Source organism: Streptosporangium sp. NPDC049078, assembly GCF_040648855.1.
Classification (GTDB): Bacteria; Actinomycetota; Actinomycetes; order Streptosporangiales; family Streptosporangiaceae; genus Streptosporangium.
The window spans coordinates 293,999-310,725 of record NZ_JBEZEL010000006.1; the positions used below are offsets into that span (position 1 = coordinate 293,999).

The following is a 16,727-nucleotide window of genomic DNA, read 5'->3' on the forward strand; positions in this document are numbered from 1 at the left end:
TGCCTGCGGGAAGCCCGCGGGAAGTCCAAGGCTCCCCGCGGGAAGCCCGTCGGGGAGCCGCGGGGAGAACGTCAGGGCGTCTCGGGCTTGAAGGCCCCTTCACACGGGCCCCTGGGTCACACAGGCCCCTGGGCCGCTCCGCGCGGCGCCGGGGTGGGGGTGGGGGCCGGCTCAGGGCAGCGGCACCTGCACACCGTCGGTGCTGCCGCCCACGCCGAGAGGCGGGTCGCCGAACAGCCGGATCGCGGAGACCTTCGCCTCCTTGGGGATGTCGTACCAGAGGTCCAGCTCGATCCTGACCTGGGCGCCGAGCGGGAGCTCGTCGGGCTGCCGCTTGATGGCCTGCGCGAACTTGTCGACCGTGTAGGTGGCGCCGTCGGCGGCGACGAGCTTCTGCCGCTTGGCGTCGAAGCGGGAGTTGGTGCGGCCGGGGTTCTCCACGAGGATCCGCACGACCACGTACTGCCCCTTCGCCTGCCACTCGGCGTGGCTGCCGAAGAAGCCGCTCAGGCCCTTCTGCAGGCCGATCACCTGGAACCGGGTGTCACCGTCGGTGACCGGCGCGGCCTTGACGGCACTCTCACCCGGCCGCACCGGGCGCGGCGGGAGCTCGTAGGTCGGGGTGGGCGTGGCCTGGGGGGAGGCGGGGTTCGCCTGGGGCGCTCCCGAGCAGCCGGACAGGCTGGACAGGAGGAGGGCGGCGAGGGCGGCACCGGCGATCGGTTTCAGGGGATCACGCACATCCGGCAAGGTAGTCGAGGTAGATCCTCTGGTTCAACGGCTCCCCGGATCACGGTTGACGATCGGGCAAGTACCGGCGCCCGGATCCGCGCGGGGGCAGGGTATCGACCAGAAACCCTTGACCGCGGTTGTTGTCCGAATTGTGTCGTAGTGGTGATCTGCATGATTATGCAGGTGATGAAGCATGACCTGCACTGAGGTATCCATACAAGAAGCGACATTGACCGTAAGGAGGCCTTCGTGGGCCTGAGTTTTGTTTCCCGTCGTGCGATGGCGGTGGGTGCCATGGTCGTCGCCGGTGCGCTCGGCCTTTCGGCCTGCGGCGGTGGCACGTCCACCACCGCCAGCCCAAGCGATGGTGCCTCGGCAAGTGCTCCCGCGGCCGCGGAGGGCCCCAAGCTCGTCACCCCCGGCAAGCTGACCACCTGCACCAACCTTCCGTACGAGCCCTTCCAGTTCAAGGAGGGCGACAAGGTCGTCGGCTTCGACGTCGACATCGTCGACCTCGCCGCCAAGAAGCTCGGCCTGACGCAGGAGATCGTCGACATCGACTTCGCCGTCATCAAGAGCGGTGCGGCGATGGCCACCAACAAGTGTGACGTCGCCGCCGCCGGTATGACGATCACCGAGGAGCGCAAGGCCAACATCGACTTCTCCGTGCCCTACTTCGACGCCACGCAGGCTCTGCTGGCCAAGAAGGGGACCGGCGTCACCACCCTCGACGACGTGAAGGCGAAGAACCTCAAGCTCGGCGCCCAGGCCTCGACCACGGGCCTCGACTACGTCAAGGAGAAGGGCTTCGACCCCAAGGAGTTCGCCGACTCTCCCAAGGAGCTGCTCGGCCTGCAGTCCGGCCAGGTCGACGTGATCGTCCAGGACCTCCCGGTCGTCCTGACCTGGCTGAAGAAGCCCGAGATCGCCGACAAGTTCGAGCTGGTCGCCAGCCTCGACACCGGCGAGCAGTACGGCGTCGGCCTGAAGAAGAACGCCGACCCGATCCTGCTCAAGGCGATCAACGACTCGATCACCGAGGCCAAGGCCGACGGCACCTACGAGCAGATCTTCGTCAAGTGGTTCGGTAAGAAGCCCGGCGAGCTCGGTTAATCGATGACCGACCAGCCAAAGACGACAGAGCCCGCTCCTGCCGGGGGCGCCCCCGGCAGGAGCGGGCTCAGCCCCCGCAAGAGGCAGCAGATCAGCAGGGCCGTCCAGTACGTCGTACTGGCGGCCGTGGCGGTCTTCCTCGCCCTGCGCATCGAGTGGGGCAAGCTCGGTGAGAACTTCACCAAGCTCGACGTCGCCGAGAAGACGCTTCCCGACCTGTTCACGGTCGCGCTGAAGAACACGATCATCTACTCGGTCGGCGGTTTCGTCTTCGCCTTCCTGCTCGGCCTGGTGCTCGCGCTGATGAGGCTGTCGTCGGTGCGTCCCTACCGGTGGATCGCGGTCGCCTACATCGAGATCTTCCGCGGCCTGCCCGCGCTGCTGATCTTCCTGCTCATCCTGTTCCTGCCGCTCGCCATCACCGGCCTGGAGATCCCCGGCGGCACGTACGGCCAGGGCATCCTGGGCCTGACGATCGTCGGCTCGGCCTACATGGCCGAGACGCTCCGCGCCGGGCTCCAGGCGGTGCCCAAGGGGCAGATGGAGGCGGCGCGCTCGCTGGGCATGTCGTACACGCGGGCCATGGTCTCCATCGTCATCCCGCAGGCCGTTCGCATCGTCATCCCGCCGACGACCAACCAGTTCGTGTCCCTGCTCAAGGACTCCTCGCTGGTGTTGTTCCTCGGCGTCTCCGGCGACTACGTCGAGCTCACCAAGTTCGGCAACGACACGGCCTCGACCTATGCCAACGCCACGCCCATCCTGGTCGTAGGCGTGACGTATCTACTGGTCACCATCCCGCTGGGCTACCTCGCGTCCCGGCTGGAGAGGCGACAGGCGAGGGGACGGTGACAGTGAGCTCAGCGAATCCGGAAACCTCGGAGGCCCCGGCGAACCACGCGGTCGAGATCCGTGACCTGCACAAGTACTTCGGCAAGAACGAAGTCCTGCGGGGCATCGACTTCGCCGTCGAACCCGGCCAGGTGGTCTGCGTGATCGGCCCCTCGGGCTCTGGCAAGTCCACGCTGCTGCGCTGCGTGAACCTCCTGGAACAACCCACGTCGGGCAAGGTCGTCGTCCACGGCGTGGAGCTGACCGACCGCGACGTCGACATCGACGCCGCCCGCCGGGGCGTCGGCATGGTCTTCCAGCAGTTCAACCTGTTCCCGCACATGACCGTCCTGCAGAACGTGATGATCTCGCAGCGCCGGGTGCTGAAGCGGGGCAAGGCGGAGGCCGAGCGGATCGCGAGGGAGAACCTGGAGAAGGTCGGCATCGGCGAGAAGTGCGACGCCTTCCCCGCCCAGCTCTCCGGCGGGCAGCAGCAGCGCGTGGCCATCGCGAGGGCACTCGCGATGAGCCCGGCGCTGATGCTCTTCGACGAGCCGACCTCGGCGCTCGACCCCGAGCTCGTCGGAGACGTGCTCACGGTCATGCGCAAACTCGCCGAGGAGGGGATGACCATGCTCGTGGTCACCCACGAGATGGCGTTCGCCCGCGACGTGGCCGACCGGGTCGTGTTCATGGACGGCGGCGTGATCGTGGAGGACGGCAGCCCCGAGCAGGTGATCGGCGCCCCCCAGCACGAGCGTACGAAGACCTTCCTGCGCCGCGTGCTCGACCCGACGCACACCGACATCTGACGCGCGTCGGCGGCCAGGACCGCCCCCGTACGGCCCGCGCCCGCCCGGCGCGGGCCGCACGGCAGGCCCGCGAACCCCAGGGCGTGTGGACCCGGCGAGCCCGGGGGAGACCTTTGGCGCCATACGGAGCTTCCCCGACCCCGTACGTTTTCTACTCGGCCTCCCCACGGGCATCACCGTCACCCACCGTAGCGGACCGGTTGCGCGAGGAAGGCAAAAAGGCGGTCGGAATATGATCGAGGACGAGATGTGATCAGGTGATCGGCGGACGTGATCGGGTCCGATTCGGACGCCTCAGGCGTCGCGGAGCATGCACGTGAGGCGTGAGGTGCACACCCTGCGGCCCTGCTCGTCGAGGATCTCGACGTCGTAGGTGGCGAGCGTACGGCCGCCGTGGATCCGGGTGGCGATCCCGGTGACCAGCCCTGACGTGGCCGCGCGGTGGTGGGTGGCGTTGATCTCGATACCCATCGCGACCCGCCCGGGACCCGCGTGGAGGGTCGCTCCCGTCGACCCCAGGGTCTCCGCCAGCACGCACGAGGCACCGCCGTGCAGCAGACCGAAGGGCTGGATGTTGCCCTTGACCGGCATCGTGCCCACCACCCGCTCGGCATCGGCCTCGGTGATGACGATGCCCATCAGCTCCACCAGCGTGTTCTTGTACGAGGCGCCGAGCGCCTCCTCGATCCGCCGAGCGGCTTCCTCGGGGTCTGTCACGGTCAAAGGGAAGTCTCCTGTCGTGCGAGGCCAGGTTTTCTGTCGCACCAGGAGACTAGGCTTTCTTTGTGCCGAAGAGCGAAGCGACCCCCACTCGACCGTGTCTCCTGCTGCTGGATGGGCATTCACTGGCCTATCGGGCGTTCTATGCCCTGCCGGAGGAGAATTTCTCCACCACCACGGGCCAGACGACCAACGCGGTCTACGGTTTCACCTCGATGCTGGTCAACGTGCTCCGCGACGAGCGGCCGACCCACGTGGCGGTCTGCTTCGATCGCTCCGAGCCGACGTTCCGCCACGAGGAATACGCCGACTACAAGGCGAACCGGAGCGCGAGCCCCGACAGTTTCCGCAGCCAGATGAGCCTGATCCACGAGGTGCTCGACGCGATGGGCGTGCCGCACCTGTCGCTCGCCGGATACGAGGCCGACGACCTGATCGCCACCCTCGCCACCCGCGCAGCCGAGCAGGGCATGAACGTGCTCGTCGTCACCGGCGACCGCGACGCGCTGCAGCTCGTCGACGAGCGGATCACCGTGCTGATGACCCGCGTCGGCATCAGCAACATGACCCGCTTCACCCCCGAGGCGGTGCTGGAGAAGTACGAGCTCACCCCGGCCCAATATCCGGACTTCGCGGCCATCCGCGGCGACTCCAGCGACAACCTGAAGAACATCCCCGGCGTGGGCGAGAAGACCGCGGCCAAGTGGATCCGCGAGTTCGGCTCGCTGGAGGAGCTGGTCAACCGCGTCGACGAGGTCAAGGGCAAGGTCGGCGACAAGCTCCGCGACCACCTCGACCAGGTGCTGATGAACCGGCGCCTCACCCAGCTGATCCGCGACGTGCCGCTGGAGCGCGAGGTCACCAGCCTGGAGATCGGCACGGCCGACCGCGACGAGATCAACAAGATCCTCGACACGCTGGAGTTCCGCGGCGAGATCCGCGACCGGGTGTTCAAGACGATCGGCTCGCCCGAGACCGAGGCCGAGGAGGGCTTCGAGGTCGAGGTCGTCACCCTGGGCCCCGACGAGGTGGCCCCGTGGCTGCGCGCGCTGCCCGAGGGCCGCGCCGGCCTCGCCTTCAAGGGCACGTACGGCAGCGGCACCGGCCGCGTCGACAGCATCGCCGTCGCGGCGGCCGGAGCGGGAGCCGGCGCGGGGGAGGGGAAGGCGGCCCCGGGCGGTCCCGGCGCCGCGTTCATCGACCCGACCACACTGACCGAGGCCGACGAGGCGGCCCTGCGCGAGTGGCTCGCCGACCCGTCGAAGCCCAAGGCCGTGCACGACGCCAAGGGCCCGATGCTCGCGCTGTGGGCGCAGGGCATGGAGCTGCGCGGCCTCACCTGCGACACCGCGCTCGCGGCCTACCTGGCGATGCCGGGGCAGCGCTCGTTCCCGCTGGAAGACCTCGTGCGGGTCTACCTGCGCCGCGAGCTGCGCGGTGAGACCGACAACGGCGGCCAGGCGAGTCTCTTCGACGACCAGGACGACGACGGCGCCCACGACCTCGCCCTGCGGGCGCTCGCGGTCGGCGAGCTCGCCGACGCGCTGGAGACGTTCCTGGAGCCGTTGGGCGGCACCCACCTCATGCGCGACGTGGAGCTGCCGCTCGTCACCGTGCTGGCCGAGCTGGAGCGGGCCGGCATCGCCGCCGACAGGGAGTATCTCAGCGGGCTGGAGGCCGAGTTCGGCGCCGCGGTCAAGCAGGCGATCGAGGCGGCGCACGCGTCCGTGGGCGGCGAGCAGTTCAACCTGGGCTCGCCCAAGCAGCTCCAGGAGATCCTGTTCGTCAAGCTCAACCTGCCCAAGACGAAGAAGACCAAGACGGGTTACACCACCGACGCCTCCGCGCTGGCCTGGCTCGCCGCCCAGACCGAGCACGAGCTGCCGACGATCATGCTGCGCCACCGCGACCAGGCCAAGCTGAAGGTCACGGTCGAGGGCCTGATCAAGGAGATCGCCGACGACGGCCGCATCCACACCACGTTCAACCAGATCGTCGCCGTCACCGGCCGGCTCAGCTCGGAGAAGCCCAACCTGCAGAACATCCCGATCCGCACCGCGGAGGGCCGCCGCATCCGGCAGGGCTTCGTGGTCGGCAAGGGCTTCGAGACCCTGCTCACCGCCGACTACAGCCAGATCGAGCTGCGCGTCATGGCCCACCTGTCCGGTGACGAGGCGCTCATCGCCTCCTTCGAGTCCGGGCACGACTTCCACATGGCCACCGCGGCGAGGGTCTTCGACGTCGAGCCGGAGAAGGTCACCGGGGAGATGCGGGCCAAGATCAAGGCGATGAACTACGGCCTCGCCTACGGCCTGTCCGACTTCGGGCTCTCCGAGCAGCTCAACATCCCGGTCTCCGAGGCGCGGGCGCTCAAGGAGGAATACTTCGAGGAGTTCGGCGGCGTCCGCGACTTCCTCAACGCGATCGTCGCGCAGGCCAGGAACGACGGCTACACCGAGACCATCCTCGGCCGCCGCCGCTACCTGCCCGACCTCAACAGCGACAACCGCCAGCGCCGCGAGATCGCCGAGCGGATGGCGCTCAACGCGCCCATCCAGGGGTCGGCCGCCGACATCATCAAGGTCGCGATGCTCAACGTGCAGAGCGCGCTGAAGGAGGCGGCCCTCGGCTCCCGGATGCTGCTGCAGGTCCACGACGAACTCGTGTTCGAGGTGGCCCCCGGCGAGCTGGAGACCCTGCGGGAGCTGGTCACCGACCGGATGAACGCCGCATACTCCCTGCGCGTCCCGCTCGCCGTCTCGGTGGGCGTCGGCCGCACCTGGGAGGACGCCGGCCACTGACGGGCCACTGACGGGGCCCTGGGCGGCTCCGGAGGCCGGCGGGCACCGACGGCCTCCGGAGTCGCCCGGAGACCGTCGGTGCCCGCCGCGTGCCCGCCGCGTGCCCGCCGACCGCTCTCGGTCGCACCTGGGAGGACTCCGGACGCCGACGGTCCCGGGACCCCCATCCGGTGGGCGCCGTCCGGATCGGCTCTCGGCCGCCCCTGCGGGGACTCCGGGTGCCGACGGCCCCGGCTCGTTCGGCGGCCACCGTCCCACAGGCTCTCTCACGAACTTGTGAGGACGCCGACCGTCGAGAGCCTCACCGGCCCCACCTGGGAGGACGCCGTGTCCTGGCGATCACCTCCCGGGTGGGGAGAGACCGTTTCCGCCCCGTCGGGCCCATCGATCGGCCAGGCCTGTCCGAAGCCTGTTCTAAGGTGGTGATCCAAGCCGAAAAGCTCGACGGGCACGGGAGTTCAGTGCGGAGTACGACCCCCCTGACGAAGATCATCATGATGGCCAACGTACTGGTCGTCGCGGTGGCGCTGATAGGGCTCCTGGTCCTCCCGTCCGCCTCGGCGCCGCCCGGCGCTCCCCGGCAGGGAGTGGCGGTGAGTGGCCCGTCCCCGACCTCCTCCGCGTCCCCCTCGCCGACACCCGACCTGCCCTCGGCCGAGCTGCCGCCGCCGATCACCGCCTCGGCGGAGTTCGCGCGGCAGGTGAAGGCGAACGAGGCCGGAGCGGTCCCGATCCTGATGTACCACCGGATCACCCGCAAGCGGCTGGCGTCGATCGACCGCACCCCCGCCCAGGTACGCAAGGAACTGGAGAGGCTCGCCAGGGACGGCTATGTGCCGGTCACCGCCCGGGAGTTCGCCACCGGCAGGATGGACATCCCGGCGGGTAAGTATCCGGTCGTGCTCACCTTCGACGACGGCCATCCCAGCCACTTCGCCCTCGAGGCGGACGGCACCCCGGCCAAGGACACCGCGGTCGGCATCATCTACCAGGTCGCCGTGAAGTATCCCGGCTTCCGGCCCGTCGCCACCTTCTGGGTCAACCAGCACCCGTTCGGCCTGCGCGAGGAGAAGGACCAGGAGCGGGCCGTGCAGTGGCTGGTCTCGCGGGGCTTCGAGGTGGCCAACCACACCTGGAGCCACCCCCACCTGCCGAGCCTGCCCAAGAAGAAGATCGCCGAGCAGCTCGCCAGGGTCGAGCGGCTGCTGAAGAGGCTCGGTGTGCCCCCCTCGGAGACGATGGCGCTGCCGTTCGGCGCGATGCCCCGCAAAAGATCTACCGTGCAGTCGGGAAAATGGCGTGACGTTTCCTATCGGTTCAAGGGCGTCTTCCTGGCCGGCGCCGAACCGTCGGTCTCGCCGTTCGTCAAGGGCCACGACTGGCGCGCGATCCAGCGGATCCAGAGCAACGGCAAAAAGGGGGAGTGCCGCAAGTGGTGTTCGGACTACTGGCTCGGGTGGTTGGACAAGCATCCCGGCGAGCGTTACACGGCCGACGGCGACCCCGAACGCATCTCCATCCCGGACAGGCTTCGGGGTAGTATCAGGGCGGACCAGAGGAAGAAGATCAACGCTTATTGAGCGAGATCGTTATCCTTCTGGCACGTGGGCGCGTAGAGTCGTTGGATTGACCATACCCGTCTGGTCTCATATGCTGATCGCTGCGTTGTGGGCTCGCGCGTGTCTCGGACGGAGTGGGCTCGCGCTCGATCACGCCGATACTTTTTTCTTCGGCTGACGGTAAGAAGCCTGCCGCGCGTTCGCCACATCGACATCTGTCCGCGTTCGGAGCAACTCCACACATGACGAGCAGCACTGAGGCCACCTCGAGCACCCCGCAGGTAGCGGTCAACGACATCGGCTCCGAGGAAGAGTTCCTCGCAGCGATCGACCTGACCATCAAGTACTTCAACGACGGCGACATCGTCGAGGGCACCGTCGTCAAGGTCGATCGAGACGAAGTTTTGCTCGACATCGGCTACAAGACCGAGGGTGTCATCCCCTCGCGAGAGCTCTCGATCAAGCACGATGTCGACCCGGCGGATGTCGTCGAGGTTGGCGAGCACGTCGAGGCCCTTGTTCTCCAGAAGGAAGACAAGGAAGGCCGCCTGATCCTGTCCAAGAAGCGCGCTCAGTACGAGCGGGCCTGGGGCACGATCGAGAAGATCAAGGACGAGGACGGCATCGTCACCGGCACGGTCATCGAGGTCGTCAAGGGTGGTCTCATCCTCGACATCGGCCTGCGCGGCTTCCTGCCGGCGTCCCTGGTCGAGATGCGGCGCGTCCGCGACCTCCAGCCGTACGTGGGCCGCGAGCTCGAAGCGAAGATCATCGAGCTCGACAAGAACCGCAACAACGTGGTTCTCTCCCGCCGCGCCTGGCTTGAGCAGACCCAGTCCGAGGTTCGCCAGACGTTCCTCAACACCCTGCAGAAGGGTCAGGTCCGCAAGGGCGTCGTCTCCTCGATCGTCAACTTCGGTGCGTTCGTCGACCTCGGCGGCGTCGACGGTCTGGTCCACGTCTCCGAGCTCTCCTGGAAGCACATCGACCACCCCTCCGAGGTCGTCGAGGTCGGCCAGGAGGTCACCGTCGAGGTGCTCGACGTCGACATGGAGCGCGAGCGCGTCTCCCTGTCGCTCAAGGCGACGCAGGAAGACCCCTGGCAGCAGTTCGCCCGCACCCACCAGATCGGTCAGGTCGTTCCGGGCCGCGTCACCAAGCTGGTGCCGTTCGGTGCGTTCGTCCGCGTCGAGGAGGGCATCGAGGGCCTGGTCCACATCTCCGAGCTGGCCGAGCGCCACGTCGAGATTCCCGAGCAGGTCGTCCAGGTCGGCGACGAGATCTTCGTGAAGATCATCGACATCGACCTTGAGCGCCGCCGGATCTCGCTCTCGCTCAAGCAGGCGAACGAGGGTGCGATCGGCGCCGACGTCGAGTTCGACCCCACGCTGTACGGCATGGCGGCGACCTACGACGACTCGGGCAACTACATCTACCCCGAGGGTTTCGACTCCGAGACCGGCGAGTGGCTCGAAGGCTTCGACAAGCAGCGCGAGGAGTGGGAGCGGCAGTACGCCGAGGCTCAGACCCGCTTCGAGGCTCACAAGAAGCAGGTCGAGGAGGCCCGCAAGGCCGAGGCCGAGGCGGGCGAGGCGGCCCCCACGTCCTACTCCGGCGAGACCCCGTCCTCGGGTTCCACCGGTGCCTCCACCAGCGGCAGCAGCGGCTCCTCCGCTCCGGCGGCGGGCGCCCTCGCCTCCGACGAGGCTCTCGCGGCCCTGCGCGAGAAGCTCGCGGGCGGCCAGAGCTGACCCGGTGCCGACGGCGCTGACAACGCGGTAGAAGATCGAAGAAAGGGCCCCGCTCCGGCGGGGCCCTTTCCGCGTCTCGGGGTGGTCTCCCGCCGGGCAGGCGCTTGACCTTTCCGCTCACCTCGTTCTTCCCCCAGGTGCCGAGGGGGCCTCCTGAGGTCTCTCGCCCGGTCGCTAGGGTGGCGCCGTGACCGTGATCGAATGGGCGGAACCCAAGGACGCGGGCGAGATCCTGACCGTGCAGCGTGCCGCCTACGTGAGCGAGGCCCAGCTCTACGGCGACCCGTTCATCGCGCCGCTCGTGGAGTCGATCGCCCAGGTCCGCAAGGCGGTCGAGACGGCCACCGTGCTCGTCGCCCGCGACGGAGCGCGGATCGTGGGCGCGGTCCGCGGCCGGATGTCCGGCACGACCTGCCTGGTCGGCCGCCTGGTGGTCGCCCCCGACCGGCAGGGCGAGGGCATCGGCGGAGAACTGCTGGCCGCCCTGCACGAGGAGGCCGCCACGGCACTCGCCTTCGACCTGTTCACCGGCCACCTGTCGGAGGGCAACCTGCGTCTCTACCGCCGCCACGGCTACCGCGAGACGCGCAGGGAGCGGATGACCGACCACCTCACCCTGGTGCACATGCGCAGGGAGCTCTGAGGGCACCCAGGAGCGTCTTCGTGCGCGAATCGATCCCGTTGGAGCGTTCTGCGCCTGAAGGGCGGCAGGCGTGACCTCCGGCGCCGAGAGGGGCGGCGACTCCGGCTTCCGAGCCGACCATGCCGCAGCACGGCCGGTACGGCGTATGCTGCGGATCATGTTGATGGTGGGGCTTACCGGTGGCATCGGGTCGGGCAAGAGCGAGGTCTCCCGGAGGCTGGGCGCCCGCGGCGCCGTGATCATCGACGCCGACAAGATCGCCAGAGAGGTGGTCGAGCCGGGAACCCCCGGGCTGGCGCGAGTGACCGGGGTCTTCGGCACGGGCATCCTGCGCGAGGACGGCTCGCTCGACCGGGAGAAGCTCGGCTCGATCGTCTTCTCCGACTCCGAGAAGCTCGCCTCGCTCAACGCCATCGTCCACCCCCTCGTCGGCGCGCGAGTCGCCGAGCTGCAGGAGCAGACGGCCCCCGGCAGCATCGTGATCTACGACGTGCCGCTGCTGACGGAGAACAAGCTCGCCCCCATGTACGAGGTGGTGATCGTCGTCGACGCCTCCGACGAGGTGCGCCTCGCTCGGCTGGTCGAGCTGCGCGGCATGAGCGAGCAGGACGCGAGGGCGAGGCTCGCGGCCCAGGCGACCCGCGAGGAGCGGCTGGAGATCGCCGACATCGTGGTGCCGAACGAGGGCACCCTGGAGGAGCTGGAGGCCCGGATGGACGGCCTCTGGTCCGACCTGAAGGCCCGCGCCACCGACTGAGCCCCCTCACCCCTCCTGGAGCGATCCGCCCAGGTGAGGCGTGCGATCATTTCCGATGTGCTGCGACGACTGACCCTCCTGGACTGGATCCGGCTCGCGCTGCTGGGCCTCGGACTCCTGTTCGTCGCGACCGGCCTGCTTCCCCTGCGGGAGGCCGAGAGCCAGATGGAGCGGATCGCCCCCATCCTGCTCTTCCTCGCCGCGGTGGTCGTCCTCGCCGACCTCGTCAAGGAGGCCGGGCTCTTCGACGTGATCGCGACCCGGCTGGCGATGCTGGGCGGCGGTGGGTACGCCGTGCTCTTCCTGCTCTGCACGGCCTTCGCGTCGCTGGTCACGATCTTCCTGAACCTGGACACCACCGCGGTACTGCTCACGCCCGTGATGCTCGCCCTCGCGGCCAGGACCGGGATCGCCGCACTGCCGCTGGCCATGACGACCCTCTGGCTGTCCAACACCGCCAGCCTGCTGCTGCCGGTCTCGAACCTGACGAACCTCCTGGTCCTGGGACGGGTGGAGATGTCCACCCGCGAGTTCGCGGGAAGGCTCTGGATCCCCCAACTCGTCGCGATCGCGATCACCATGATCTTCCTGTGGGTGTTCTTCTGGCGCCGGGGCCGGCGCGGCGCCGATCGCTACACCCCGCCGATCCCCGAGCCGGTCGCGGATCGGGCGCTGTTCGCAATCGCGGCCGGGGTCTGTGCGCTTTTCGTCGCCGTGATCCTGTTGGAACTGCCGATCCAGTTCGCCGCCCTGGCCGGGGCGGCCCTGATGATTGCCGCCTTCGCCTGGCGGGACCGTGCCAAGCTCACCTTCGCCCTGTTCCCCTGGCAACTGCTCGTCTTCGTGGTGGGCCTGTTCCTGGTGGTGCCCACGCTGAGCCGGCACGGCCTGGCCTCGGTGATGGGCACCTTGATCGGAACCCACACGGGTGACGGGGCCTACGGAGTGGCGGCCGTCGGCGCGGTGCTGTCCAACCTGATCAACAACCTGCCCGCCTACACCGCGGTGGAGCAGGTCATCCCCGTCGGCGACCGGGAGGCGCTGTTCGCCCTGCTCATCGGCACCAACGTCGGCGCGGTGATCACCCCGTGGGCCTCCCTCGCCACCCTGCTCTGGTTCGAGTGGTGCCGCCGCAGGGGAGTGCGGGTACCGATACGCACCTTCCTGCTGGCGGGGACCGCACTGGTCGTGGTAGCCGTCCCGGCCACCGTGGCGGCCCTGCTGCTCACAGCCTGAGCCGTCGGGGCGACAGATCGCCCCTTCGGTTTCGCCACGACATCGACGAGTGGTCCATGTAGCGGAACCTTGATCGAGCGTCGCATTCAGCGGTGCTCACCTGAACACTCTCCGATCTTTATGAAGCAGCGAAAAGAGCTTCGCGGGTATCCGGGAGAGGTTTCATCATCTCATTTCTTGTAAATATCTTGATCTTGCATGGCTTGGCGCCCTATATCTGTGTATCGCGGCAGACCCGAACGGGTGTGACTGTATGTGCATGGACTAGAACAGTGCGCCATAATTTTCTTGTGTTTTGATACGTATCGAAGAAACCTGGAGAGACATGGAGTTTCGCGTACTCGGACCGGTGGGGATCTGGCGTGACGAACGATTCGTGTCAGTCGTTGGACAGAAACAGCGAACCCTGCTGGCAGTCTTGGTGTTGAACGCGAACCGCGTTGTCTCCCACGATCGACTGCTGGTCGCGCTATGGGGGAGCGCTGTTCCCGCTTCTGGTCGACGATTGCTTCACAACCATCTATGGTCTCTGCGCCGCCTGTTGGGTGATGCCGCTGTTATCGCGAGTTCCCCTACGGGATACGCGTTGCAGATTCCTGCCGACTCCTCGGACCTTGATGTCTTCGACAGTGAAGTGGACCTGGCGCGAACAGCCCTGTCGGCGGGCGATGTCGTACGGGCGGCGGAGCGGTTCCGTGAAGCCCTGATGCTCTGGCGTGGTCCAGCGCTCGCTGGTACTCACCCCGAGTTTCAGATGACCGAAGGTCCCGCGTTGGAAGAACGGCGGATCATCACTCTCGCCGAGCGGATAGACGTCGATCTCGCCTTGGGCGGGAACTCCGAACTCATCGGTGAGCTAAGACGATTCGTTGCCGAAAATCCGCTGCACGAAAGGTTCCGTGGTCAGCTAATGCTCGCCCTCTACCGTGAGGGGCGAGTAGCGGAGGCGTTGGAGGAATACCGGATCGTGCATCGGTACTTCCGGAGCGAGTTAGGGCTAGAACCGGGAGAGGATCTGGCCCGACTTCATCAGGCAATTCTTTCGGCCGACCCGTCGCTCGATCCGGAGCCACGGCACCTTGAAGTGGCTGTTGTTCCACGCTCGATGCCAATTCCCCGTCAGTTGCCCTCCGACATCGCCCGGTTCACCGGTAGGAAGGATGATCTGCGGCAACTGGACCTGATGTTATCCAGGGGCGAAGGCGGTATCCAGGCCACGGTGATCACCTCCATCGCTGGTACGGCGGGGATCGGGAAGACCGCGCTCGCGACACACTGGGGACACCGGGTGGCGGGGCTGTTTCCAGACGGGCAGTTGTACATGAACCTTCGCGGTTATTCGCAGGGGCAGCCTGTGGAGGCGGCGCAGGCTTTGCATCGTCTCCTGCGCGGGCTTGGTATGGCGGTGGAGGAGATTCCGCAGGAGGCGGACGAACGAGAGACCCTCTATAGGTCGATCCTGGCCGACAGGCGAGTTCTCATCATTCTCGACAACGCGGCGAGTCCTGATCAGGTCCGTCCGCTGCTCCCCGGTTCACCTTCGTGCAAAGTGGTCATCACCAGTCGCGACTCCTTACGAGGACTCTGGGTTACCCATGATGTCCGCAATATTACTCTCGGTGTCCTCTCGGCCGATGAGGCACGAGGCCTACTCGTCGAAATCCTGGGAACCGAGCAGACCCGTGGAGAAATCGAGGCCCTGTCCCAGCTGGCTGAGCTCTGTGGTCACCTGCCTTTGGCACTCCGCCTGGCGGCGGCTCATCTCGCAGGACAGCCGAGCCTGTCCATCGCCGACTTCGTGGCAAGGCTCCGAAATGAGAACCCACTCGTCGTCTTGGATATCGGAGAGGATCCACACACTGGAGTCAGCGCCGCTTTCGAGCTTTCCTACCGAGCATTGCCCGAAACCGCGCGAAAAGTCTTTCGGCTGATGGGCTTTCACCCTGGGCCTGACATCGGTGTCGACGCCGTTCTGGCGCTGGCGAGTCTGTCCTCCGGCGAGGGGCGAGCCGCGATCGACAGGCTCGTGGCCGCTCACCTGATCCAGCGCGGGGACGGGGGACGGCTGACGATACACGATCTGGTGCGAGTCTACGCGCGTGATCGTAGCGAACTTGACGATCGAGTGGTTGACCGGCGTGACGCGTTGTCGCGTCTCTTCGACTGGTATTTGTACATGGCTGACGAGGCTATGAACCTCTTCGACCCAGGCCGGATCAGTATGCTGACAGACGTTCCAGCCGAATACAGCTTTAAGAAGATATTCGGTCGGCCTGAGGCGGCTGCCTTCTGGTTGGAGGAGGAATACCCGTCGCTTGTCTCGATGATTTCTTACTGCGCTGTTCAAGGCTGGCGTGACCATGCTTGGAAGATGGCTCGAACCCTGTCTCGTTTTTTCTATCTGAACGATCGTATAGACGATTGGATCGCTACTCATCGGATTAGTCTTATCGCAACCCGAGAACTTGATGATCTGCATGCTGAAGCTGAAGTACTGGGTGCCCTGGGATACGCATATATTTTTGTTGGAAAATACGATGACTATCTAGAGCTACAGCAACGGGCTCTCTCTTTGCGACGTGCGAAAGGGGACCGCAGAGGTGAGGCAAAGGCGTTGCGCGACATCGGATACGGTCTTATCCGTACGGGGCGGCCAGGCGAGGCGATTAAAATCTGTCAGCAGTCTCTCGCGATCGAGCGTGCGCTCGGCGAACGTCCTGACGGGCAAGGTGCGCTGTACCATCTGGCAATAGCCAACCTGCAGCTAGGGCGGTTTGAGGAGGCTGTTGAAAGCCTTCAGGAGTGCCGCTCCTATGTACGAAAAGAGGATGGTCGGCATAAAGATGCTTACATTCTCTTGTATCAAGGGGAAGCCTATTTACGGCTCGGTCGGATCGATGAGGCTTTGAAATGTCATACGGAAGCCCTTCGGGTCGGGCGAGAGATGAAAAATGCTCGCCTTGAAGCGGATGCCATCAATAATCTCGGCAGGGATCACGGGCGGAGCGGGCTTCACGCCAAGGCGATCGAATATCACGAGAGGGCTCTCGCTCAGGTAAGGGAAGTGCGCGACCGGGAGCTCGAATGTGAAATTCTTTGCGATCTGAGCAATGCTCTTCTTGCCAGTGGAAATCCGAGCGAGGCGGTGAAGAGCTCTCGGGCCGCCCTGCAGTTGGCCATGGATTTGAAGTATGTCTACTTCCAAGGGTACGCTCACAAGGGAATTGCTGAAGCCATGGAAGCCTTGGGCGAAAAGGAAGAATTCAAGATCCACCTAGAGAAAGCCCTTGCTGTTTTTACCCCTATGGGAATTCCCGAGGCAGATGCTGTTGCCAAACGGCTGGCGGCGCTCTGAATAAATGCTACAGAGGCATTCCTGTATCGCGAGCCATGGGATGGCGCTCCAAGTGCCCTGCGATCTCAAGGCTCGACCTGATCCGTTGGTCGATCATCGCTTCAAGAGGATCTTTCCCATCGGGTGTGGATGCGTGACCCAGGGGCGGAACGTTTGGCGATGCTCCGCGAGGGATGCCGGAGGCCCCGACTCCTGCTGTGAGCAGGCGAAGTCCGAGTTCGACCAAGATCGCGACATTTTGCCAGACAAGATCAACAGCACCGGCAGGGATGCTTATCGCGATCATCTTCGGCCGGGCCCTCCTGTTTTCTTGCCCGGCCGGTCAATCTCCCTTTCACGATGGAGGCACCGGTGGGGTTTCCCTTACCGAACCGTCCCTTCGCGCCGCCTCGGCGGCGCAGACCGAACAGGCGGGTC

Annotated in this window: 12 protein-coding genes; 10 read left to right on the forward strand and 2 right to left on the reverse strand. The window is 66.3% G+C overall.

Annotated elements, in window-relative coordinates; all coding sequences use genetic code 11:
* Window positions 1-171: 171 nt before the first annotated feature.
* On the reverse strand, window positions 172-741 hold the full coding sequence (locus AB0B90_RS12405; RefSeq protein WP_350948197.1) for a DUF4352 domain-containing protein: 570 nt from the start codon (window positions 739-741) through the stop codon (window positions 172-174).
* Between the two features lie 270 nt (window positions 742-1,011).
* On the opposite strand from AB0B90_RS12405, the gene AB0B90_RS12410 reads away from it, so the two are divergent.
* From AB0B90_RS12410 to AB0B90_RS12420, 3 genes are read left to right on the forward strand one after another with little or no spacing between them, the layout of a single operon-like run.
* A complete protein-coding gene (locus tag AB0B90_RS12410) occupies window positions 1,012-1,845 on the forward strand; it encodes an ABC transporter substrate-binding protein (protein ID WP_362922438.1) in 834 nt (277 codons plus the stop codon).
* Window positions 1,846-1,848: 3 nt separating this feature from the next.
* Window positions 1,849-2,697 (forward strand): amino acid ABC transporter permease, encoded by an 849-nt coding sequence (locus AB0B90_RS12415; RefSeq protein WP_350948199.1) that lies wholly within the window; start codon window positions 1,849-1,851, stop codon window positions 2,695-2,697.
* Between the two features lie 2 nt (window positions 2,698-2,699).
* Window positions 2,700-3,488 carry an amino acid ABC transporter ATP-binding protein gene (locus tag AB0B90_RS12420; protein ID WP_350948200.1) on the forward strand — a complete coding sequence of 263 codons (789 nt, stop codon included), beginning with the start codon at window positions 2,700-2,702 and terminating at the stop codon, window positions 3,486-3,488.
* A gap of 294 nt (window positions 3,489-3,782) precedes the next feature.
* Here AB0B90_RS12420 and AB0B90_RS12425 read toward each other — a convergent pair whose 3' ends face one another.
* Entirely contained in the window at window positions 3,783-4,127 is a 345-nt protein-coding gene (locus AB0B90_RS12425) for a hotdog fold thioesterase (RefSeq protein ID WP_350948284.1), read from the reverse strand.
* Window positions 4,128-4,273: 146 nt separating this feature from the next.
* Between AB0B90_RS12425 and polA the strand changes: the two genes are divergently transcribed.
* From polA to AB0B90_RS12460, 7 genes are all read left to right on the forward strand, one after another.
* A complete protein-coding gene (polA, locus tag AB0B90_RS12430; protein WP_362922440.1) occupies window positions 4,274-7,009 on the forward strand; it encodes a DNA polymerase I in 2,736 nt (911 codons plus the stop codon).
* Between the two features lie 497 nt (window positions 7,010-7,506).
* Window positions 7,507-8,589: a polysaccharide deacetylase family protein gene (locus tag AB0B90_RS12435; protein WP_362922442.1), complete on the forward strand. Its 1,083-nt coding sequence runs from the start codon at window positions 7,507-7,509 to the stop codon at window positions 8,587-8,589.
* A 221-nt stretch (window positions 8,590-8,810) separates the two neighbouring features.
* Window positions 8,811-10,319 (forward strand): 30S ribosomal protein S1, encoded by a 1,509-nt coding sequence (rpsA, locus tag AB0B90_RS12440; RefSeq protein WP_350948203.1) that lies wholly within the window; start codon window positions 8,811-8,813, stop codon window positions 10,317-10,319.
* 187 nt (window positions 10,320-10,506) lie between these two features.
* A complete protein-coding gene (locus AB0B90_RS12445; protein ID WP_362922444.1) occupies window positions 10,507-10,962 on the forward strand; it encodes a GNAT family N-acetyltransferase in 456 nt (151 codons plus the stop codon).
* A 157-nt stretch (window positions 10,963-11,119) separates the two neighbouring features.
* Window positions 11,120-11,719 (forward strand): dephospho-CoA kinase, encoded by a 600-nt coding sequence (gene coaE / locus AB0B90_RS12450; protein WP_350948204.1) that lies wholly within the window; start codon window positions 11,120-11,122, stop codon window positions 11,717-11,719.
* Window positions 11,720-11,776: 57 nt separating this feature from the next.
* Window positions 11,777-12,955 (forward strand): SLC13 family permease, encoded by a 1,179-nt coding sequence (locus tag AB0B90_RS12455; RefSeq protein WP_362922446.1) that lies wholly within the window; start codon window positions 11,777-11,779, stop codon window positions 12,953-12,955.
* Window positions 12,956-13,280: 325 nt separating this feature from the next.
* Window positions 13,281-16,310 carry a BTAD domain-containing putative transcriptional regulator gene (locus AB0B90_RS12460; RefSeq protein WP_362922448.1) on the forward strand — a complete coding sequence of 1,010 codons (3,030 nt, stop codon included), beginning with the start codon at window positions 13,281-13,283 and terminating at the stop codon, window positions 16,308-16,310.
* Window positions 16,311-16,727: the final 417 nt, after the last annotated feature.

What these genes read in the sequence shown, in the direction of transcription:
- coaE (WP_350948204.1), top strand. Translation starts at nt 11,120, where the DNA reads ATGTTGATGGTGGGGCTTACCGGTGGCATCGGGTCGGGCAAGAGCGAG.
- AB0B90_RS12425 (WP_350948284.1), bottom strand. Translation starts at nt 4,127, where the DNA reads ATGGGCATCGTCATCACCGAGGCCGATGCCGAGCGGGTGGTGGGCACG.
- AB0B90_RS12410 (WP_362922438.1), top strand. Translation starts at nt 1,012, where the DNA reads ATGGCGGTGGGTGCCATGGTCGTCGCCGGTGCGCTCGGCCTTTCGGCC.
- AB0B90_RS12415 (WP_350948199.1), top strand. Translation starts at nt 1,849, where the DNA reads ATGACCGACCAGCCAAAGACGACAGAGCCCGCTCCTGCCGGGGGCGCC.
- AB0B90_RS12460 (WP_362922448.1), top strand. Translation starts at nt 13,281, where the DNA reads ATGGAGTTTCGCGTACTCGGACCGGTGGGGATCTGGCGTGACGAACGA.
- rpsA (WP_350948203.1), top strand. Translation starts at nt 8,811, where the DNA reads ATGACGAGCAGCACTGAGGCCACCTCGAGCACCCCGCAGGTAGCGGTC.
- AB0B90_RS12435 (WP_362922442.1), top strand. Translation starts at nt 7,507, where the DNA reads ATGGCCAACGTACTGGTCGTCGCGGTGGCGCTGATAGGGCTCCTGGTC.